Here is a 22,920-nt window from a genome sequence, read left to right as displayed (position 1 = left end):
AACTTAAAGAACCGCCGTGTACCAGACCGGTACGCACGGTGGTGTGAGAGGACGGAAAATAAAATAATTATTTTCCTCCTACTCGATTAATTCATAGAGAAGAGTGTATGAATAATAGATGAATATTATTGACAAAATTCGTTTAGGGTGATAATCTAAATCATATAGTTTTTAAAACTACATAATTTAGAATGACAATCAAGATGGTTTAGAATATTACTTTAAGTAAAAAGGAGAGAAGTTATGATTAGAATAGTATCAGATTCATCGTCACTTTATTCAAAAAGTGAGGGAATAGAGAATGGAATAATAATTGCACCACTTGCAGTAACAATTAATGGACACACATATAAAGAATATGAAGATATAAAAACAAAAGAATTTGTAGATATAATAAATGAAGGTCATATTCCATCTTCATCACAACCCTCAATAGGTGAGGTATTAGAAATATATGATCAATATAAAGATGATGAAATAATTAATATTTCGATGGCAGATGGATTATCAGGCACATATAATTCAGCTTGTATAGCAAAAGGAATGGCTGCAAATCCAGAGCGTATAGAGGTTATAAATTCAAAAACATTATGCGGACCACATAGGTATTTAGTGAATTTAGCTGTTGAGCTTGTAAAGGAAGGAAAAACAAAACAAGAGATAGTAGATAATATAAATAATGCTTTAGAAGATACAAAATCATATTTAATACCACATGATTTTGATTTTCTAGTTAGAGGTGGAAGAGTTTCAGCACTTGTAGGTAAAATAGGAAGTGCTATAAAATTAGTACCTGTTATGACATTATCAGAGGACAAGCAGTCTTTAGTTAAATTTGCAACTAAGCGTACCTTTAAAAAAGCTATAAAGAAAATAGTGGAAGAAATGATAGAATGCGGAGTAGATTCAAATTATAAAATTTATATCACTCATGCTTATAAAGAGGATTTGGCAGAAGAAGCAAAAAATATTATACTAAATGATATAGAAAATGCAGATATAGATATTAATTTATTAAGTCCTGTATTTACAACTCAAGGTGGACCAGGTTGTGTAGCAATACAATATATAAGAAAACATGAGTTATTAAAATAAAATATTGGGAGATATCAATGGAAAGTTTAGAATTTCATATACCAAGATTTAATGAACTACCAAGAGTTCCTCTATATAAAGATCAAGTGATTACGTATTTAGAAAATTTAGGTGAGCAAATTGGTATTGAAGGTGATGAAAAAGTAATAACACCAACAATGCTTAATCATTATGTTAGGCAAAAAATTGTTTCACCACCAAAGGATAAAAAATATAATGAGAAACATTTAGCATACTTAATTGTAGTTTGTTTATTAAAACAAGTGTTTAGTCTGCAAGAAATATGTGAACTTATTAATATTCAAATTGAAAGTTGCCCTATAGAATTAGCATATGATTATTTTTGTGAGGAAGTAGAGCAAGTTATAAAGGCTGTCTTTTCTACAAGGGATTTTTCATATCCTACATCTACAGGAACTACAACTAATGAGAGTGAAATATTAAGATCTACTGTTATGGCAGTTGCAAATAAAGTATTTATTAAGAATAAATTAAAACAAAATAAATCTAATTAGTATTATTAAGTTGTTAGAATTCTAGTGATTGTATATAATTAAATAGATTAAGATTTATGATTAGTAGATATCTAAGGAGAAGTATAAATGGTAACAATTAAGGAGGTTGCAAAAGAAGCAGGGGTATCAGTAGGAACAGTTTCTAATGTAATAAATAATATCCAGGTTAAACCAAGCACAAAAGCTAAGGTAGATGAAGCTATTAAGAAATTAAATTATGAACCTAATATTTATGCTAGGGGATTCAAAATGAACCGAACTAACACTGTTGCAGTTATTTTACCTACAATATGGAATCCATTTTTCAGTGAATTAGCTTATAATATAGAAAAGAATCTAAGAAAAGCCGGAATGAAGATGATTATTTGTAACTCTAATAAAGATAATAAGGCTGAAGTAGAATATATATCTATGGCTAAGCAAAATAAAATGGATGGTATAATAGCTATAACATATAGTGATATAGATGAGTATGTTTCTGAAAGAATTCCTTTTGTAAGTATAGATAGATATTTTTCTAAGGATATAACATATGTGTGTAGTAATAACTTCGAAGGAGGCAGGCTTGCTGCAGAAAAACTTGTTGAATTTGGATGTGAAAGAATAGCATATATAGGGAGAGGTTCTAAGATAAATAATGCTACTAGAAAAAGAAAAGATGGATTTATTAGTTATTGTAAAGAAAAAAGTATAGATTATGACATATGTGAACTTTTGGGTTCTGATGAAGAGTTTAATGAATTATTAGATGAATTTATAGCGAAGAATTTTAAGAAAGATATAAAAATACAAGGAGTTTTTGCTGTAACTGATGAACAAGCAGTAGATTTTATAAATAAGCTAAAGGAATATAACATAGAAGTGCCTAAAGATGTTCAAGTAGTTGGTTTTGATGGAAGTAAGTCGTCAGCTAAAGATATAATAAAAATATCAACTATAAGACAACCAGTAGAACTTATTGCAGAGGAGTCAGTAAAGGCATTAGTAAACATTATAGAAAATAATAAAGTTGAAAAAGAGATAATTTTACCAGTTACTTTTGTTGAAGGATATACAACAAGAAGATAAGAAAAAATAAATGATATTTTAGGATTTTACATGAATGAAGTTTAAATTTAGTTAGCATGAGATAGATAAAAGTCTATTTCTATAAAAAAGAAATTTAACTTATAAAAAAGTAAAATCCTATTTTTTTATAAAAAAATGTTGACGAATTCGTGAAAACGTATTAATATAATAAACATAAAAAATGAAACGTTTCAAAAAGGAGAATATAAATAACCGGGGGGTTAGATAAAAATGAGCAAAGATTATAAAGAGATAAGTAAAAGCATTTTGAGCCACATAGGTGGAAAAGAAAATGTAATTAGTGCAGCGCACTGTGCAACTCGTTTAAGATTAGTTCTTAATGATGATAAGAAAGTAAACGTTAAAGAAATAGAAGCGATGCCAGCTGTTAAGGGAAGCTTTAATACATCAGGGCAATTTCAAATTATTTTAGGTTCAGGTGTTGTTGACGAAGTTTATAAAGAGTTTATAAAATTAGCTAATATTAAAGAAGGCAGTAAAGAAGAGTTAAAAAAAGAAGCAGATAAAAAGCTAAATCCATTACAAAGACTATTAAAATCTCTAGCAGATGTTTTTGTTCCTATACTACCAATATTAGTTGCAGCAGGATTACTTATGGGAATTAATAATATATTAACATCTCAGGGCTTATTCATTGAAGGACAATCTATAGTTGAAGCATATCCTCAGTTTAAGGATTTAGCAGAGTTAATAAATACATTTGCTAATACAGGATTTGCATTTTTACCAATATTCTTAGGTTTCTCAGCTGCAAAAGCCTTTGGAGGAAATCCTTATTTAGGTGCTTGCATAGGTGCACTTATGATTCATTCAGATTTATTGAATGGATATAGTTATGGTGCAGCAGTTGTAGAAGGAACTGTGCCAGTATGGAATATATTTGGATTAACTATAGCTAAGGTTGGATATCAAGGAACAGTACTTCCAGTTTTAGCAGCTGCGTTTGTTTTAGCTAAGGTAGAGAAGGCACTGCATAAAGTAATACCATCAGTATTAAATAACTTATTAACACCGTTATTTACAGTATTTATTACTGGAATATTAACATTTGTTGTTATAGGGCCTATAATGAGAGTGGTTGGAGATGGAATAACAACTGGATTATTATGGTTAATTAATACGTTAGGACCAGTAGGAGGAGCTATATTTGGATTCTTATATGCCCCAATAGTTATAACAGGTATGCATCACAGCTTTGTAGCTATAGAAACTCAATTATTAGCAGATATAGCAACTACAGGAGGATCATTTATATTCCCTGTAGCAGCAATGTCAAATGTAGCACAAGGTGCTGCAGCATTAGCAGTAATTTTAATTTTAAGAAAAGATGCAAAGATGAAGGGGATAGCTTCAGCATCAGGAATTTCAGCTTTACTTGGGATAACTGAGCCAGCAATATTTGGAGTAAATTTAAAGTTACGTTATCCATTCTTTGGAGCAATGATAGGTTCAGCAATGGGATCAGGCTATGTAATGCTTACGAAGGTACTTGCAATATCTCCAGGTGCAGCAGGTTTACCAGGAGTTATATCAATTAGACCTACATCAATAGTTAATTATGTAATTGCTATGATAATTTCAATTGTTGTAGCTGTTGTATCTACAATTGTTATAGCTAGATTTATGAATAAAAAGCAAGTAGCAAATAATCAAGAAATAGCTGTATAAAATGTGTTATAAGATAGAAGGAATTAGTATAATGCTAGTACCTTCTATTTTGTACTTAAAAATAATAAAAGATATATTAAGGAGAAATAATATGAAAGAGTGGACAAGGGAAGAAAGATATAGAACAATATTAGAAGCATCAAATGAAGAAATTACAGAATTAAAAAAGATAGTAGATAGTTGTCCATATAGACAAAAGTTTCATATTCAACCTACTACAGGGTTACTAAATGATCCTAATGGATTCTCTTATTATAATGGGGAATATCATTTATTTTATCAGTGGTTTCCATTAGGACCTGTGCATGGAATAAAGCATTGGTACCATGTTTCATCAAAGGATTTAGTTAATTGGAATGACTGTGGAGTTGGAATAATACCTACGGAATATTTTGAAAGTCATGGAGCATTTTCAGGAAGTGGTATAGTTGAAAATAATAAATTATATTTATTTTATACTGGAAATACAAGAAATGAACAATGGGTAAGACATCCTTATCAATGTTTAGCAATAATGAATAGTAATGGAGAAATAATTAAAAACAATGAAGCTATAATAAAAGAATTACCACAAGGATATACTGATAATTTTAGAGACCCTAAAGTTTTTAAAGATAATAATAAATATTATTGTTTAATTGGTGCTGAAAAAGAAGAAAATTTAGGAACTATAGTATATTATGAATCAGATAATTTATTAGAATGGAACTTTAAAGGTGAATTAAAAACAGATTTCTTTGGTAATGGTTTTATGTGGGAATGCCCAGATTATTTAAAATTTGAGAATAAGGGTGTATTAATTTTTTCACCACAGGGATTGGAAGCTGAAGGTGATAAGTATGAAAATATATTCCAAGCTGGTTATTTAATAGGTGATAAAATTGATTTTTCTAATGGTGAATTTAAGCATGGTGAGTTTAATGAGTTAGATAGAGGATTTGATTTTTATGCACCTCAAACTACTGAAGATGAAGAAGGAAGAAAAATATTAATAGGGTGGATGGGGTTACCAGAAATAGATTACCCTACTGATAAAAATGGATGGGCTCATTGCTTAACTATACCTAGAGAATTAGAGTTAAAAGGTGAGAAGTTAATACAAAAGCCAGTAAAGGAATTAGAACTTCTTAGAGGAGAAAAGATTCAGGGCGCATATATATTGAGTAATGAAGAAAAAGATATAGATGGATTTAATGAAAAAGTATATGAATTAATTTGTAACTTTAATAATATTACTGGTAGATATGTAGGAATAAAATTAAGAAAAGGAATTGATAGTGAAACTGTATTTTATTATGATATAGAGAATAAAAAGTTAGTATTAGATAGAAGTAAATCAGGAGAAGTATTTGCAACAGAATATGGAACAGAGAGAAAATGTAGATATGATGGAAATAATTTAAAGCTTCAGATATTCGTAGATACTTCATCAATTGAAATTTTCGTTAATGATGGTGAGGAAGTATTTACTTCAAGAATATTTACAAAAGATGAAAGTAATGGAGTTAGCATATTTGCAGATGATTATGTAGAGATAGATATTAACATATGGGCAATTAATTATAATAATTAAAAGTGGAAGACTGAGGGATATAAAGATTTATTTTATATCCCTCAATCTTTTGTTTTAAATAATAAGTTTTTATTATAAATAGAATTTATAAGAACTTATTATAGTTTTTATTTTACAAATAATGTAAAATATATTTAAGTGATAAAATCACTACATTATAATTAAAGGGGATAATATTATGGATATGTATGGATTTTACTCAGGCGAATGTTTTGATGCTTATAAATATTTAGGAGCTCATATAACAGAAAATAAAGTTACTTTTAGAACATTTGCTCCAAATGCTCTAAAAATAGAGTTAATTGGTGAATTTAATAATTGGAATGGAATAGAAATGAAGAGAACAAATGATCATAAATTTTTTGAATGTACAGTAGAAAATGCCAAACCAGGAATGTTATATAAATATAAAATTTACAATAAAAATGGTGGGTGTGTAGACCATTGTGATCCATATGGGTTTGGTATGGAACTTAGACCAAACACAGCATCTATTATAAGAGATTTGAGTGAATATAAATTTAATGATTATGAGTGGATGAAAAGAAGAAGTGACTGTAAAGATAAGCCCTTAAATATTTATGAAGTACATTTAGGATCATGGAGAAAAAAAAGCGATGATACTTGGTATACATATAGAGAAATATCAGAGTTGTTAATTCCCCATGTAAAAGAGAATGGATATAACTATATTGAAATAATGCCATTAAGTGAGCATCCCTGTGATGAATCCTGGGGGTATCAAAATACAGGATTTTTTAGCCCAACATCTAGATATGGCACAGCTTCAGATTTAATGTATTTTATAGATAAGTGTCATGAAAATAATATAGGAGTAATAATGGATTTTGTACCAGTACACTTTGCTATTGATGGATTTGCATTAGCTAATTATGATGGAACTTCATTATATGAATATCCATATGAAGATATTGAAATGAGCCAATGGGGAAGTAAAAATTTTATTCATTCAAGGGGAGAGGTAAGAAGTTTTTTACAATCAGCAGCAAATTACTGGCTTGAAGAATATCATTTTGATGGCTTAAGAGTAGATGCATTAAGCAATATTATTTATTGGCAAGGAAACTCTGATAGAGGTGAAAATAAAGGAGCTATAGAATTTATTAAAGGTATGAATAAGGGACTAAAGGAGTTGCACCCAACAGCAATTTTAGCAGCTGAAGATTCAACATCATATCCTAAGGTGACAGAAAAAGTAGAAAATGGTGGTTTAGGATTTGATTTTAAATGGGATATGGGATGGATGAATGATACTTTAGAATATTTTAAAATGCATCCATACGATAGAAAAAGAGCTTATCATAAGTTAACATTTTCTATGATGTATTTTTATAGTGAGAATTTTTTAATGCCATTATCACATGATGAAGTAGTACATGGAAAGGCAACTATAATTCAAAAAATGTATGGGGAGTATGAAGATAAATTTAAGCAAGTAAGAGCATTATATATGTATATGTATGCTCATCCCGGAAAAAAACTTAATTTTATGGGAAATGAAATAGCTCAGTTTAGAGAATGGGATGAGAAAAGGGAACAAGATTGGAGTATTTTAAAATATCCAATGCATAACAATTTCTATAAGTTTATGAAAAAATTAAATAATATATATTTAGAATATCCAGCATTATATGAAAATGATTATAAACATAGTGGATTTAAGTGGATAGATTGTCATCAAGAAGATAGATGTATATATGTTTTTGAAAGAATTTGTAGTGAGCAAAGAATTATAGCTATTTTTAATTTTTCTAATGAATATCAAAAGAATTATGAATTAAAAGTTGATTCAATTAAAAAGATGAGATTAATTATTGATAGTAATAGTGATGACTTACAAAATAATGAGGTTATTTATATAGTTAGAGCAATTAATAAAAAATATAAAGATAAAATTGATGAAAGTAAAGAAAAATTTGAAGATACTATATCAATAGATATGCCAGCTTTTTCTGCAAGATATTATTTAGTAGAAAAATAAATTATAATTTTTATGAGATAAAATTAATTTTACCTTTTGATATATTCAGAAATTTATCACCAATATATTAAAAAAAAGAGAATAAGGGGAATAAACCAATAGTTAAAGATATTGTTATAGATAAAGAAAATAATAAAAAGAAGAGTTCATTTAATAAGTTAAAAAATAAATATAAGGGATTCAATGTATCTGTGATAATATCAGGAGTTGGAGTTTTAGAAGGAGAGATTGTATTTGATTTTCCAGATATAATTGCATTAAAAAACAAAGATAATATAATTGTATTTATTGATGAATCTAAGGTGTTAAGTATATTTTAAGGGCAACTGTAAAGTTTGCCCTTTAATTAACTTTTATGTATTTTTAAAATAAGGATGTTTTTATATAAAATCTTAAATATTTAGATTATAATATTTAAGATGAAAAAATAGTAACTCTAAGATAAAGAGGTAAATATGATTGAAAGAAATAATAAAATAAAAAGTATAAAAAAAGATAGAATTAAAATTAGTAGTATAAAAGATTTTAACAAAATGCTACAAAAGGAAGATTATAATGTTGGGCTATTAAATGAAATAGAGTTTAAAAAAGAAATTATTAATGAGTTTAATATAAACAATAAGATATATGAAGAAATATATAAAATTCTTGATAAAGGAAATATTACTTATAAAGTAAGGGGAGTTAAGGAATTTATAGATTACATAGAATGTGAAATTATTTTTGAAGATGAACATAACAGATTATGTAGAAAAATAAGTGAAGTTAAGACATTAATTATAGATAGAGTAGAATATGAAAGAATATTAACTACTCAAGATGATGTAGATGATATTTTAAAGATAATAGAAGAAACTAAAAAATCTGTATCAAGGAAAATAAATGAAGAGGGAAAAGTAAAACTAGAATCTTTAGAAGATGAGATTAATAGAGATTATATTTATGCAAAAGATATTGAGTTGTTAAAAAGAATGATACTTTTCAATAATAAAAATGTAAAAGAAGAGTATGATGAAAAAAGCCAAACTAAAACTTTATTTATTGATATACCAAAGAATATAGGTTTTGATTATATCAAGGCGGAAAAAGGTAGTGTTGAATATTATCAACATATAAAAAGTTATATTCCTAGAATGAAGAGACTAATTAAAAATTTAGATAAATATATTATAGAATATAGTAATAGTACATATAAAATTAATCAAAGTACAGCAATTCAAGATTCTGTAAATATGGCAATAGTAATATATAATGGAAAAGAGTTTAGAGCTGTTAGTGGAAAAAATGATATTGAAAATAGTTGTACATTAATACCACAAGGACAAGAGTATTTTAAAAGCTGTAAAGTTAATAAACTAGGTAAGTTAGGAATAGGATATAATAGAATTAATGATAGTGAGAAGAAGATACTTGAAAAGATACATAAGCTTATAGAGAATGGAAGTTTGCATGATGAAGGAGAGCTTATTCTATATAGTAAGTGGGAGCCATGTCCTAGTTGCTATTATGTTATTAATCAGTTTATTAAAAAATATCCTAAAATAAAATTAAAAATTATGTATTATAAGGAATATGGTGAAAAATAAAAATATTTACAAATAAATATAAATATGTTAATATTATTTTAATGAAAATTTCATATAATAGTAAATGTAATTAATATTTAGTATACGTTGAAAGGGAAAAGTATTATAGAATACAGTTTTTAGAGAAAAAGTGTCATGGGCTGAAAGCACTTTTAAATATGCCTATAAGAAAACTACCCTGGAGTTATGGTTTAGTATCAAGATAATGAGAAATACCATCGGTGAAGATCGATAATACTTTTAAAGATGAATTGAATTTTTAAATTCAATTTGGGTGGAACCACGGATATAGCATTCGTCCCAAGCTTAGGGATGGATGTTTTTTTTATATTAAAAATAACTACGAAGGAGGTAGATGTGTAATGATTAATGTAAAATTAAAAGATGGATCAATAATAGAAATTGAAGAAAACTCAAGTGTATTAGATTTAGCTAAATTAATTAGTAAAAAACTTGGAAAATCTGCAGTTGTAGGTGAAGTTAATGGAACCTTAGTTGATTTAGATTATAAGCTTAAAGATAATGATGAGGTGAATATAGTAACCTATGAGGATAAAGCGGGAATTGAGGTTATGAGACACACTACCTCACATGTAATGGCTCAAGCTGTAAAGAGACTTTATAAAGATGTAAAATTAGCTATAGGACCAACAGTAGAAAATGGCTTTTATTATGATTTTGATATTGAAATACCATTTAATAATGAGGATTTAGTTAAAATAGAAGAAGAAATGAACAAAATTATAAAAGAAGATATCTCATTAGAAAGAGTGATAGTAAGTAGAGAAGAGGCTTTAAAATTAATGGAGGAAAGAGGTGAAGTTTATAAGGTAGAACTTATAAAAGCTCTTCCAGAGGGAGAAACAATTTCTCTTTATAAGCAAGGGGATTTTATAGATCTTTGTAGAGGACCACATCTTTTGTCTACTAAAGGAATAAAGGATTTTAAATTAACTAGCGTTGCAGGAGCTTACTGGAGAGGTAATGAAAAAAATAAAATGCTACAAAGAATTTATGGAGTAGCATTTGCTAATAAAGAAATTTTAAAGACTTATTTAAATAATATAGAGGAAGCAAAAAAAAGAGATCATAGAAAATTAGGTAAGGAATTAAAGTTATTTACTTTTGTTGATGAGGGCCCAGGATTCCCATTTTTCTTACCTAAAGGAGTTATTCTAAAAAATAATTTAATTAATTATTGGAGAGAATTACATCAGAAGGCTGGATATGTTGAGGTTGAAACACCCATAATGTTAAATAAAAAATTATGGGAAACTTCAGGTCATTGGGATCATTATAAAGAAAATATGTATACTTCAATGATTGATGATGAAGAATTTGCATTAAAACCTATGAATTGTCCAGGCGGAATGATTATTTATAAAACAGAAACACATTCTTATAGAGACTTTCCAATGAGAGTTGGGGAGCTTGGAAGAGTTCATAGGCATGAACTTTCAGGGGCTCTACATGGTCTTATGAGAGTAAGGGCATTTACTCAAGATGATGCTCATATATTTATGTTGCCAAATCAAATAAAATCAGAAATCAAGGGTGTCGTTTCCTTAATTGATATAGTTTATTCAAAGTTTGGATTTAAATATGGTGTTGAACTATCTACAAGGCCAGAAAATTCAATGGGAAGTGATGAGGATTGGAATATGGCAGAGGATTCACTAAAGGCTGCTCTTGAGGAAATGAATCTACCATATAAAATTAATGAAGGTGATGGAGCATTTTATGGACCCAAAATAGATTTTCATCTTGAAGATAGTTTAGGAAGGACATGGCAATGTGGAACTATTCAATTAGATTTTCAATTACCACAAAGATTTGAATTAGATTATATTGGAAGTGATGGTGAAAAGCATAGACCAATAGTTATTCATAGAGTTATTTTTGGAAGTATTGAAAGATTTATTGGAATATTAATTGAACATTTTGCAGGCAAGTTCCCAACATGGCTTGCACCAGTTCAAGTTAAGATTTTACCTATTTCTGATAAATTTGTTGATTATGCTGATGAAGTTAAAGAAAGTCTAGAATCTAAAGGAGTAAGAGTTGAAGTTGACTTACGTACTGAAAAAATAGGATATAAGATAAGAGAAGCTAGAAATGAAAGAGTTCCTTATATTATTGTAGTAGGTGAGAAAGAGAAAAATGATAAAACTATCTCATTAAGAAGTAGAGATAATGGTGATGAAGGAATTGTAGATTTAAGTAAATTTAGTGATAGAATTCTTGATGAAATAAAAAATAGAAGTTAAATAAGAAGAGAGTATCTAGTTTTTATAACTAGTATACTCTTTTCTTTTTATATTTATCTAAAATTTAATAAGGAAATCCAAGGTACAGTTATTGAAGAATTATTACAAAGATATAAATTGATATAAAGGCAAGTTTTACTCTGTTGAAGTGGTGTTATATTATAAGAAATATTAAGTAACGAACATCAACTTAGTTTCATAGTATATATTAAGAATAGCTTATATAGCAATAGTATTATTATACGGAGGAAAAAAGTATGGGATGTACAAATAGTAATTCTAATAATGTTAGTCCACTTTGTTATGGGGGCCTAAAGGATCTTCATAATCTAGTAAAAGATTTTTTAGTAAATAATGAAGATGTTAGTGATGATTTAGATGAAAACTTGGAGGAAATAGTTGAGGCATTTTGCAACTTAAAATGTACACTAAAAGATCAACAATGTACTTTAGAAAGCTATGTAGAAATAAAAGAATGGTTATATAAAAATGGGGATTGTTATGATTGTAATGCTGAGAGTTGTGAATGTAAAAACTTAAATAAAGATGTAGAAAGGATATTAAAAGAAATTACAAAGGAATTATTAGAAGCATTAAATGATCTAAATAGTGCAATAAAAAAACTTGAAAATGTTCAATGCTTAGAGAATAAGTTAGATAAGGCCTTTCAAAAATATGTTAAATGTGTTCATAAAGAAAATAATAGTTGTGAATGTTAAAACAGATATATTTTTATAGCAAATAAGAAGAAATAAGAGAAGTATAACTTAAAGTTAGGCTTCTCTTATTATTATATTCAATATAGTGATAATTCTATTAATATAAACATACTTTAATATATATTAAAAATACTATTAAAGGGATGATAGAGTTGGAAAAGTTAAAAGTATCAAAGGTTTTAAGTAGATTACCATTAATTTTTGAAAGAAATATAGGTCAACATCATGAAGAAGTACAATTTGTTTTGAATAAAAATGAATGTACAACATTTTTTACAGATACAGAATTAGTTTTAGCATTTAGAAGTAATGAAAAAATTGGGGAATTAGAAAATATAGATAGTAGTTCAATAGTAAACTCAGCATTAAATAATTTAAGTGAATATAAGGTAAATGTATTAAGAATTAACTTTGAAGATTCTAATAAAATCCCTCAAATAATAGGGAAGAATGAATTTAACTGTAAGATAAATTATTTTAAAGGAGATAATAAATCAACTTGGAAAAATTGTATACCAATATACGAAAAGTTATTATATAAAGAAATTTATCCTGGAATAGATTTATTATATTACGGAAAACAAACTGATATGAACTTAGAATTTATTGTGCAACCTAATAAGAATATAGAGTGTATAAAGTTAAATTTTGAATGCGCAGATAATATAAAAATAGATGAAGATGGAAACTTAATAATTAGATTTGATGATAAATCATTAAAGATATTAAAATTAGAGGCAGTTCAAGAAGAGAATGAGAATAAAATAGAGTGTAATTTTGAAATAGAAGATAATTTTAAGGTTAAATTTAATATATTAAATTACGATTTAGGTGAAGTGTTAAAAATAAGGATGCAGTTTTTGTTTGAAGCTTTTAAGTTAACTAAAGTAACTGATAGAGGAAATTCTATTGCTGTAGATAATAATAATTGCATTTATATTACTGGTGTTACAAATATTCAAAGATTTCCTGAGAAAAGATTATATAATACTATTTACTCGGGAAATGATTATAGTGCTTATATAGTAAAAATAAATACAAAAAAAAGTGGTCAAGCAATTTTAGAATATGGAGCATATCTTGGTGGAAATGGAGTTGATGAAGGAGTTTCTGTAGCAGTAGATTATAGTGGAGGCGTTTATGTTGCGGGAACTACAAATTCTATCTCTGGATTTCCAACCACAGAAAAATCATATTTATCAAGCTATCCAGGTGGTGAAACAACAGGATTTTTAGTAAAGATAGATACAAGGGAGATTGGAATAACTAGTTTAGTATATGGAACATACTTAGGTGGTAATGGTAGTGATTATATATATTCAATTGCATTAGATAAAAATAAAAATGTATATATTGTAGGGGATACAACATCTAATGAAGGTTTTCCAATAACAGAAGGTGCATATAAAACTTTTAAAAATGAAAATAATAAGTGTGGATTTTTACTTAAATTAGATACAAGAATGAAGAGAAAAGAGTCCTTAGTATATGGAACATATTTTGGCGGTACTATAAGTGATAGTTTTTATTCTGTAGCTATAGATTGTAATAATTATGTTTATATAACTGGAGTCACTAAATCAAATGATTTTCCAACAACAGATAGTGGATATGAAAAGAATAATTATAATGATTTAAACAATACTTTTTTAGTTAAGTTTGATGTAAATAAAGGTGGAGAAGAAGGGATTTTATATTCGAGTTATTTAAGTGGAAATGGTAATGATATAGGATATTCAGTAGCAGTTGATTATAATGAATGTGCATATATAACAGGTGTAACAACCTCAAGTGAAGAATTTCCAATAACTGAAAAGTCATTTCAAACTGAAATATTAAATAGTAGGGAAAATGGATTTTTAGTAAAATTAGATACAAAAATGCATGGAAGAAAAAGTTTAATATATGGAACTTACTTAAGTGGAAATGGTATTGATGTATGTTCAGATATAAAAATTGATAGCAATAATTATATTTATATAATAGGATTTACAAGTTCCAAAAATCTACTTGTAGATAATTGTAATTATAAATATGTTCTTTTAAATGAAGAGTTTTATTCTTTTTTACTTAAAATGGATATAAGTAAGGAGGGTAAATTAGCCCTATTAAATAGTGCTTGTTTTGGAGATAATGGATATGACTTTGCATTAGCAATGGATGTAGATGCGGATTTAAATGCATATGTTATTGGATATTCTAACTCTACAATAAGAAATGGTATTAACAGTAACAAAAGTATGAATGATAGTGATAACATATTTTTAAATAAAATAAGCACACGAATATATAATTTAGTAGCAGAAAAAGATAACTACAGAGCTTTTGTTGAGGTTGGAGAAAAGACAGAGTATACAATAAATATAATAAATAATGGACCTGATGTTGCCAAAAATGTTGTAGTTATAGATGACTTACAAAAAGGACTAATAATTAAAGGGATTAGAGTTTCAAGTGGTTCAATACACCAAGTTGGAAGTGAACTGATTTGGAAAATTGATAAAATTAGACCCAATGAAAAACTTTCAGCAAATATAACAGTTAGAGTTTCAATAAAAGATGAAGTGTTATCAGATAACTTAATTATAGATACTTTTGATAATTCATATGGATATAAAAGTGGAATATATTAAGGTAAAATATATAAATACTTAATTTAAATATGACCCCTAAAGTAAAGTAAATAATACTTTAGGGGTATAATTAATATAATTTATTTGAAAATATACAAGTATTTATCACATTGATAAAATCTTGACAAAATAACTGTTTTTAGATAAAATAAAAAGGTGATTTTAAATTAATGTAAATGTTATACTAGATGTAGTATTAAGTCGAAGCAAAAAAGTAGTAGTAAAGGGTGAAAAATTTGAATAAAGCAATTAATTTAATTAAACGATTAGTATTATTTTTTATAGGAATGAGTATAATCCAATTTGGAGTAGCCTTATTCTTAAAGACAAGCATTGGATCAGATCCATTTACTGTTTTTACACAAGGGTTAGCAACTGTTTTAAATAAAACGGGATTAAGGGAGTTATCAATAGTTCAGATGATTTCAGGAAGTGCTGAAGTTACTCCTGGTGTAGCAAATATGATAATATTGGTAATGTTATTTATTGGAATACTTATAGTTGATATGAAAAAAATAAAAATAGGTACATTAATTTGTGTTATTGGTGTTGGTCCAATAATAGATTTAGGAGTAAAAGCAGTTTCATATTTTCCTGTAGAGTCAGCTAATATATTTATAAAAATGATATTAGTATTAGCAGGATGTTTTGTAATTGCAGTTGGATTTTCAATAATGTCATCAACTGATATTGGAGTTGCACCAAATGATATAGTTCCATTTATAATTCAAGATAAATTAAAGTTCCAATATCGTTGGATTAGAATTGCTCTAGATGCTACATTCTTAGTAGTTGGATTTATTTTAGGTGGAAAAATCGGAATCGGTACTATAATTTCCATGTTAGCAATAGGACCATTTATTCAATTATGTTTACCATATGGTAAAAAGATTGTTGATTTTATTGTTAATGGTAAGGAAGATGATGAAGCTGCAGTGATAGCTTAAAAATTGACAATTTTAAGAATAAGTGATAATAAATAGATAGTATGATAAATAATTAATTCATACTATCTATTACTTTTTTATGATCATATCTATATTAAAATTTATAATATTACAGTATTAATTAATTGTAAATTAAGGAGAGATAGATGAAAAGTATAAATAGAATAATTATTTATATTTGTGGAATATTTTTATTAGCATTAGGTGGAGTCTTAGCAATAAAATCAAATTTAGGAGCATCACCTGTAAGTTCATTACCATTAAGTATAAGTAAGGTTAGTAGTATTAGTTTAGGAACAGCAGCAGCTATTTTATTTACTATTTATGTAGGAATGCAAATAATATTATTAAAAAGAGATTTTAAAATGATTCAGTTACTTCAAATAGTATTTGCTATATTATTTGGACAAATTATGAATTTTTTTAATTTAATTATTAATATAAATGTAGATAGCTTTTATATTAGAATTTTTATTTGTATATTAAGTTTCTTTATTACATCATTGGGGATAGTATTTACTATTACAGCAGATATTGTGCCAGTGGCACCAGATGGTTTATCTCAAGCAATTAGTAAAAAAGCAAGAATAGATTTTGGAAAAGCAAAAATTTATTTTGATTGTGTTATAGTGATTTTATCTGGTAGTATTTTATTGTTTAATGGTAAAGGATTAGATGGATTAGGAATAGGAACTATTTTGTCTGCATTATTAGTTGGAAGAATAGTAGCTTATATAAATAAGAGCTTAAAGCATAAAATTGAATATATATGCTTTATTGAAGCTGTATAAAAATTAAATAAAAATATATTGACAATGTTTACATTAGTTGATAAAATTAAGACAAGTTAATAAGTGGAATCCATTTTGGGATTGTTACTGGGTAAGCAGGCAAAACCTAAATTGATACCAAATATATGGATATTAATTATTTTATCTAGGAATAATTATATTCATTATTTGATATTGATTTAGGTTTTTTTGTATAATTTTAGTTAAGATATGTATCTTAATTAGAAAATATAAAATGAGGGGATTATACTGATATGATCATAAATAAAGTGTTAAATAACAATGTTGTGACAATTATAAGTGAAAACGGTGAAGAAGCAGTTGTTATGGGAAGGGGTTTAGCCTTTCAAAAGAAAAAGGGCGATGAGATTGATGAGAGTAAAATAGAAAAAATATTCGTCTTAGAAAATAAAAGTATAAATGAAAAACTGCTTACATTAGTAAATGATATTCCAGCAAAGTATTTAGAAATTGCAGAAGATATAATAAAATATGCAGAAAATAAATTAAGTACAAAGTTAAATGAAAATATTTATCTAACTCTTACAGATCATATTAGTTTTGCAATTAGCAGAGCTGAAAAGAATCTAGAAATAAAAAATGCAATGCTTTGGGATATTAAAAGACTGCATAAAGATGAATTTGATGTTGGAATCCATGCATTAAGAGTAATTAAAGAAAATTTAAATGTTGAGTTACCGGAAGATGAGGCAGCATCAATAGCAATGCATATTTTAAATGGTGAGCTTGATCAAGAAATGCCAGAAATAGTGGATATGATTAAATTAATTGAGGAAATATTAAAGATGGTAAAATATCATTTTAATATTGAGTTTGATGAAGATTCAATTAATTACTATCGATTTGTAACACATTTAAAATTCTTCACTCAAAGATTATCTAGTGGAAGATATTATGAAGATAATGACAATGATTTATTTGATATGATTAAACTTAAGTATCCAAAATCTTATGAGTGTACAAAGAGAATTGAAGGGTTTGTAAAACAAAAATATAATACCCAGTTAACAAAAGAAGAAATGTTATATTTAATAATACATACAGCTAGAGTAGTACATGAAAATTGTTAAAACTAAATACTACTTTAATAATTTCCGTTAGGATTGTAACTGATTCGATCAGGCAAAACCTAAATTAATAATTAAAGTTAAGCTAAAAACTTTATTAATGTTTATTTTAATTAATAAACATAAAAGTTTAGTGTTTTAAATGTGAACTGAATTTTAAGAAAAATAAGTTTATATTAAAATAAATTAGCTTAAATTTTAAGAATTAATTTAGGTTTTTTATATATAACTGATAATTAATTTAAGGAGGTGATTAGCAGGAAAATTAATATAACCTTAGAAGTTTCATAGGATTGTTACTAGGTTAGGCTAGGCAAAACCTTAATTCTTCAAAATTTTAAATTTGAAAAAATTAAAATATTGAAAGCGAGGAATTAAGCTATGAATTATGAAAATTTAGCAAAAGAAATATTAAAAAATGTCGGCGGACAAGAAAATGTATCAAATTTAACACACTGCGCAACAAGATTAAGATTTAATCTTAAAGATGTATCAAAGGCTAATACAGAAACAATAAAGAAAACTAAAGGAGTTATGGGTGTCGTAGACAAAGGTGGACAATATCAAGTTATTATAGGTAATGATGTAAATCATGTTTACAAAGAAATAATGAAAATTGCTAATATTGAAGGTAATAGCGAATCTAAAGAGGTAGATGACCGTAAGACTGTGGCAAAGGTTATAGATACTATTACAGGTATATTTACTCCAATATTACCAGCCATTACAGCAGCAGGTATGATGAAAGCTGTACTTGCATTATTAACGGCTTTTAAATTAATTTCTACTGATTCTCAAAGTTATCAAATATTTAACTTTATGGCAGATGCAGCATTTTATTTCTTACCAATATTTTTAGCAAACTCAGCAGCTAAGAAATTTAAATGTAATCCATATTTAGCTATGATGCTTGGAGGAATATTGCTTCATCCAACATTTGTAACAATGGTTAATACAGCTAAGGAAACTGGTGAATCACTAGCCATTTTTGGATTACCAATTACTTTAGCTTCATATAGTTCAAGTGTTTTACCAATAATACTTGGTGTTTGGTTCATGTCATATGTTGAACCAATTGCAGATAAGATATCACCGAAGGCTATTAAATTCTTCACAAAACCATTAATTACAGCAGTTGTTTCAGGAATAGTAATTTTAGTTGTAATTGGACCTATTGGATATATAGTAAGTGATAAAGTTGGATTAGGAATAAAAACTTTAGAATCTTATGCTAGCTGGTTAGTACCTACTTTATTAGGTGGATTAACTCCATTATTAGTTATGACAGGTACACATTATGGACTTATACCAATTGGAATAAATAATCGTATGACTATGGGATATGACACTATAATATATCCGGGTATGTTAGCTTCAAATGTATCTCAAGGTGGAGCAGCTTTAGCAGTAGCAATAAAGAGCAAAAACAAAGAAATTAAACAATTAGCATCTTCAGCAGGTATTACAGCAGTTTGTGGTATTACAGAGCCAGCTTTATATGGTGTTAATTTAAGATTTAAAACTCCATTATATGCATCAATGATTGGTGGGGCAGCAGGTGGATTATTCCTAGGATTATTTAGAGTTTCTAATTATTCAGGGGGATCACCAGGATTTTTAACTTTACCAAGTTATATTGGTGGAGAATCTATGATGAATTTTGTATATGCATGTATAGGGGCTGTAATAAGTGTAGTAGTAGCATTCGTTGCTGGTTTAATATTATATAAGGATAAAGTAGAAGCTATAGAAGATGAAAATTTAGAAGAAGTTGCAGTAGATAAAGCACCATTAATGAATAAGATAACTATTTCAAGTCCATTAAAGGGAGAAGTAGTTCCTTTAACAGAAGTCAAAGATGAAACATTTGCATCAGAAATGATGGGAAAAGGTATTGCTATAAATCCTACAGAAGGAAAAGTAGTTTCACCAATAAATGGTACAGTTCAAATGATATTTAAAACTAAACATGCAATTGGATTAAAATCAGAAGATGGAGCAGAAATTTTAATTCACATTGGTATGGATACAGTTCAATTAGATGGTAAACACTTTACTGCACATGTTAAAGATGGAGATAAGGTTAAGGTTGGAGATACTTTAGTTGAATTTGATATGGATGCTATTAAAAAAGAAGGTTATGAATTAGTTACACCTGTTATTATCACAAATACTATGGATTATTTAGAAATAGTACCAAAAGAAATTAAATCAGTTAATGCAGGAGAGGATATAATCACTATTTTATAGTAGATAAAAATATAAAAAGATAAGAGCCAAGAGATGCTTAAGTGTGAGAAATTATTAATATAAACTCTTAGCTCTTAATTTTTAATTATTAATTAAGTGTGGAGGTATTGTTATGAATAATAATTTTAATAAATTTCCAGAAAACTTTTTATGGGGAGGGGCTTTAGCTGCAAACCAATGTGAAGGTGGATATAAAGAAGGTGGAAAGGGATTAACAACTGTTGATCTTTGTCCAGCTGGTGAAAATAGAAGAAAAGTTATGGAAGGTAAAATTGATATATTAAAACCTGTTGAGGGAGAGTATTATCCATCACATGAATCTATAGATTTTTATCATAGATTTAGAGAAGACATAGCTTTATTTGCTGAAATGGGATTTAAATGTCTAAGAATTTCAATTGCATGGTCAAGAATATTCCCAAATGGAGATGAAGAAACTCCAAATGAGGAAGGATTGAAGTTTTATGATGAAATGTTTGATGAAATGATTAAACATGGAATAGAACCAGTAGTTACAATATGTCACTTTGATACTCCAATTGGAATTATTGAAAAGTTTGGTGGATGGAAAAATCGTAAGTTTGTAGATTTTTATTTAAACTATTGTAAGGCTATATTTACAAGATACAAAAATAAAGTTAAGTATTGGATGACATTTAATGAAATTAATATGATATTACATCTTCCATTTATGGGAGCTGGAGTTAGATTTGATGAGGGAGATAATGAGCTTCAAATTAAATATCAATCAGCTCATCATGAACTTATAGCAAGTGCTTTAGCTACTAAAATGGCTCATGAAATAATTCCAGATTCTATGGTTGGATGTATGCTTGCAGCAGGAGTAACTTATGCTTATAGTTGTAATCCTGAAGATGTACAAAAAGCTATGGATAAAGAAAGAGAAAATTTATTCTTTATAGATGTTCAATCAAGAGGAGAATATCCAGGTTATGCAAAGAGATTCCTAAGAGAAAATGGAATTGAAATTGTATTTGGTGAGAAAGATGAAGAAATATTAAAGAATAATACTGTAGATTTCATTGGATTTAGCTATTATTCAAGTAGATGTGCAAGTGTTAATCCAGAAGTAGTTAATGGAAAAACAGCAGGAAATGTATTTAAAACTGTAAGAAATCCATATTTAAAGGTATCTGAATGGGGATGGCAAATAGATCCACTTGGATTAAGAATAACAGCAAATCAGTTATATGATAGATATCAAAAGCCATTATTCATAGTTGAAAATGGACTTGGTGCTGTAGATACTCCAGAAGAAGATGGAACTATTAATGATGATTATAGAATAGAATATTTAAGTGAACATGTTAAAGCGATGAAAGAAGCAATTGCTGATGGAGTTGATTTAATAGGATATACTCCATGGGGATGTATTGATTTAGTATCTGCATCAACAGGAGAAATGAAGAAAAGATATGGTTTCATTTATGTAGATAAAGATAATGAAGGAAATGGTACTTTAAATAGAAGTAAAAAGAAGAGTTTCTATTGGTATAAAAAAGTTATAGCAACTAATGGTGAAGAACTTTAATAATTAGGGAAATGGACTACATTTTATTTATAATATGTAGTCCGTTTTTTATACCACTTATAAATTTAACTTTATTATTTATATTTTATATAATAAAGTTTGGTATAATAAATAGTATAAAATAACATTAAAGATAAGGAGTAGGAGAATAAGATATGATAAAATTAATTGCAAGTGATATGGATGGGACTTTACTAAATGATGATCATATGATATCTGAAGAAAACTTAAAGGCTATAAGAAAAGCTCAAGAAATGGGAAGACACTTTACAATTGTAACAGGAAGAGATTATGGTGCTGTTAAGTCATATTTAGAAGAATGTAATTTAAAATGCGAATGTATTTTAAGTAATGGAGCAGAGTACAGAGACGTAAATGGAAATGTTATTGAAAGTGTTTATATGAATAAAGATAGCGTAAAAATAGTATTTGATATATTAAATGATGCTGGATTATGTATTCAATTAATGACTAATAAGGGATCTTATGTAACTAATAAAGAAAGTGATAAAAAAGCTATTATTGATAGATTTAAATTGTTTAACCCTAAGATGAATGAAGAAGAAGTAATAGAATTCGTTGAAAAGTTCCATACTGAAAGAGGAATGAAATATATAGATGATGTTTATGAAATTTTAGAAAGTAATGTAGAGGTATTAAAAATAGTTACTTTTGATAATGATGAGAAATTAATAGCAAATTTAAAAGAAAAATTAAAGAAAAGCACAAGTGATTTAGCAGTAGCATCAACTTTCTCTAATGATATTGAAATAAGTGATATTGAGGCCCAAAAAGGATTAATATTAGCTAAGACAATTAAAAAAATGGGAATAGATAAGAGTGAAGTAATAGTTCTTGGCGACAGCTTTAATGATTATTCAATGTTTACTGAATTTGAAAATTCTTATGCTATGGAAAATGCAATTCCTGAGATTAAGGAAATAGCGAAATATGTTACTGATAGTAACAATAATGATGGAGTAGCTAAAGCAATTTATAAGTCTTTAGAAATATAGAACAATAACAATAACTAGTTGAAAAATAAAAGCAGACTAGTTATTTTTTATTTTTATAAAAAATAAAAAAAATTATAAAAAATTACATAAAAGTTATTTACAGAAAAAAAAAGATGCTATATAATAATT

General features: G+C 27.3%; 17 protein-coding genes and 1 other annotated feature. All 17 genes read left to right on the top strand.

The window, feature by feature from the left end; translation table 11 throughout:
• Nucleotides 1-243 precede the first annotated feature (243 nt).
• The 17 genes from Q0G30_RS11725 (at nt 244) to Q0G30_RS11645 (ending at nt 22,791) form a co-directional block, all read left to right on the top strand.
• On the top strand, nt 244-1,095 hold the full coding sequence (locus Q0G30_RS11725) for a DegV family protein (protein ID WP_294390171.1): 852 nt from the start codon (nt 244-246) through the stop codon (nt 1,093-1,095).
• A 17-nt stretch (nt 1,096-1,112) separates the two neighbouring features.
• Nucleotides 1,113-1,610, top strand: coding sequence for a DUF1836 domain-containing protein (locus Q0G30_RS11720; protein WP_294390168.1), 498 nt, complete (start codon nt 1,113-1,115; stop codon nt 1,608-1,610).
• Nucleotides 1,611-1,697: 87 nt separating this feature from the next.
• Nucleotides 1,698-2,678, top strand: coding sequence for a LacI family DNA-binding transcriptional regulator (locus tag Q0G30_RS11715; RefSeq protein ID WP_294390165.1), 981 nt, complete (start codon nt 1,698-1,700; stop codon nt 2,676-2,678).
• A 231-nt stretch (nt 2,679-2,909) separates the two neighbouring features.
• Nucleotides 2,910-4,367 carry a sucrose-specific PTS transporter subunit IIBC gene (locus Q0G30_RS11710; protein WP_294134121.1) on the top strand — a complete coding sequence of 486 codons (1,458 nt, stop codon included), beginning with the start codon at nt 2,910-2,912 and terminating at the stop codon, nt 4,365-4,367.
• Between the two features lie 91 nt (nt 4,368-4,458).
• Complete coding sequence (locus Q0G30_RS11705; protein ID WP_294134123.1) at nt 4,459-5,940, top strand: sucrose-6-phosphate hydrolase; 1,482 nt, start codon at nt 4,459-4,461, stop codon at nt 5,938-5,940.
• Nucleotides 5,941-6,118: 178 nt separating this feature from the next.
• Nucleotides 6,119-7,942, top strand: coding sequence for a 1,4-alpha-glucan branching protein GlgB (gene glgB / locus Q0G30_RS11700; protein ID WP_294134129.1), 1,824 nt, complete (start codon nt 6,119-6,121; stop codon nt 7,940-7,942).
• Nucleotides 7,943-8,133: 191 nt separating this feature from the next.
• Complete coding sequence (locus Q0G30_RS11695) at nt 8,134-8,262, top strand: hypothetical protein (RefSeq protein ID WP_279324965.1); 129 nt, start codon at nt 8,134-8,136, stop codon at nt 8,260-8,262.
• A 135-nt stretch (nt 8,263-8,397) separates the two neighbouring features.
• The gene (locus Q0G30_RS11690) at nt 8,398-9,528 is read left to right on the top strand and encodes a deaminase domain-containing protein (protein WP_294390164.1); all 1,131 of its coding nucleotides are present in this window, start codon (nt 8,398-8,400) and stop codon (nt 9,526-9,528) included.
• 78 nt (nt 9,529-9,606) lie between these two features.
• Nucleotides 9,607-9,834 (top strand) — a binding site (T-box leader).
• 56 nt (nt 9,835-9,890) lie between these two features.
• Entirely contained in the window at nt 9,891-11,795 is a 1,905-nt protein-coding gene (gene thrS / locus Q0G30_RS11685) for a threonine--tRNA ligase (RefSeq protein WP_294390161.1), read from the top strand.
• A 257-nt stretch (nt 11,796-12,052) separates the two neighbouring features.
• Nucleotides 12,053-12,514 (top strand): hypothetical protein, encoded by a 462-nt coding sequence (locus Q0G30_RS11680; protein ID WP_294390158.1) that lies wholly within the window; start codon nt 12,053-12,055, stop codon nt 12,512-12,514.
• A 152-nt stretch (nt 12,515-12,666) separates the two neighbouring features.
• Nucleotides 12,667-15,147 carry an SBBP repeat-containing protein gene (locus Q0G30_RS11675; RefSeq protein WP_294390155.1) on the top strand — a complete coding sequence of 827 codons (2,481 nt, stop codon included), beginning with the start codon at nt 12,667-12,669 and terminating at the stop codon, nt 15,145-15,147.
• Between the two features lie 236 nt (nt 15,148-15,383).
• Entirely contained in the window at nt 15,384-16,094 is a 711-nt protein-coding gene (locus tag Q0G30_RS11670; RefSeq protein WP_294390154.1) for a hypothetical protein, read from the top strand.
• Nucleotides 16,095-16,240: 146 nt separating this feature from the next.
• Nucleotides 16,241-16,885, top strand: coding sequence for a DUF6198 family protein (locus tag Q0G30_RS11665; protein ID WP_294390151.1), 645 nt, complete (start codon nt 16,241-16,243; stop codon nt 16,883-16,885).
• A gap of 254 nt (nt 16,886-17,139) precedes the next feature.
• Nucleotides 17,140-17,976: a BglG family transcription antiterminator LicT gene (gene licT / locus Q0G30_RS11660; RefSeq protein ID WP_148321146.1), complete on the top strand. Its 837-nt coding sequence runs from the start codon at nt 17,140-17,142 to the stop codon at nt 17,974-17,976.
• A gap of 378 nt (nt 17,977-18,354) precedes the next feature.
• Nucleotides 18,355-20,223, top strand: coding sequence for a beta-glucoside-specific PTS transporter subunit IIABC (locus Q0G30_RS11655; protein ID WP_294390145.1), 1,869 nt, complete (start codon nt 18,355-18,357; stop codon nt 20,221-20,223).
• 112 nt (nt 20,224-20,335) lie between these two features.
• Nucleotides 20,336-21,775: a 6-phospho-beta-glucosidase gene (locus Q0G30_RS11650; protein ID WP_294390140.1), complete on the top strand. Its 1,440-nt coding sequence runs from the start codon at nt 20,336-20,338 to the stop codon at nt 21,773-21,775.
• A gap of 155 nt (nt 21,776-21,930) precedes the next feature.
• Nucleotides 21,931-22,791 (top strand): Cof-type HAD-IIB family hydrolase, encoded by an 861-nt coding sequence (locus Q0G30_RS11645; protein WP_294390137.1) that lies wholly within the window; start codon nt 21,931-21,933, stop codon nt 22,789-22,791.
• Nucleotides 22,792-22,920 lie beyond the last annotated feature (129 nt).

The organism is uncultured Clostridium sp., assembly GCF_934754925.1.
Taxonomy (GTDB): domain Bacteria; phylum Bacillota; class Clostridia; order Clostridiales; family Clostridiaceae; genus Clostridium.
Note: the sequence above shows the minus strand (reverse complement) of the source record. Positions and strands in the feature narration are given on the sequence as shown.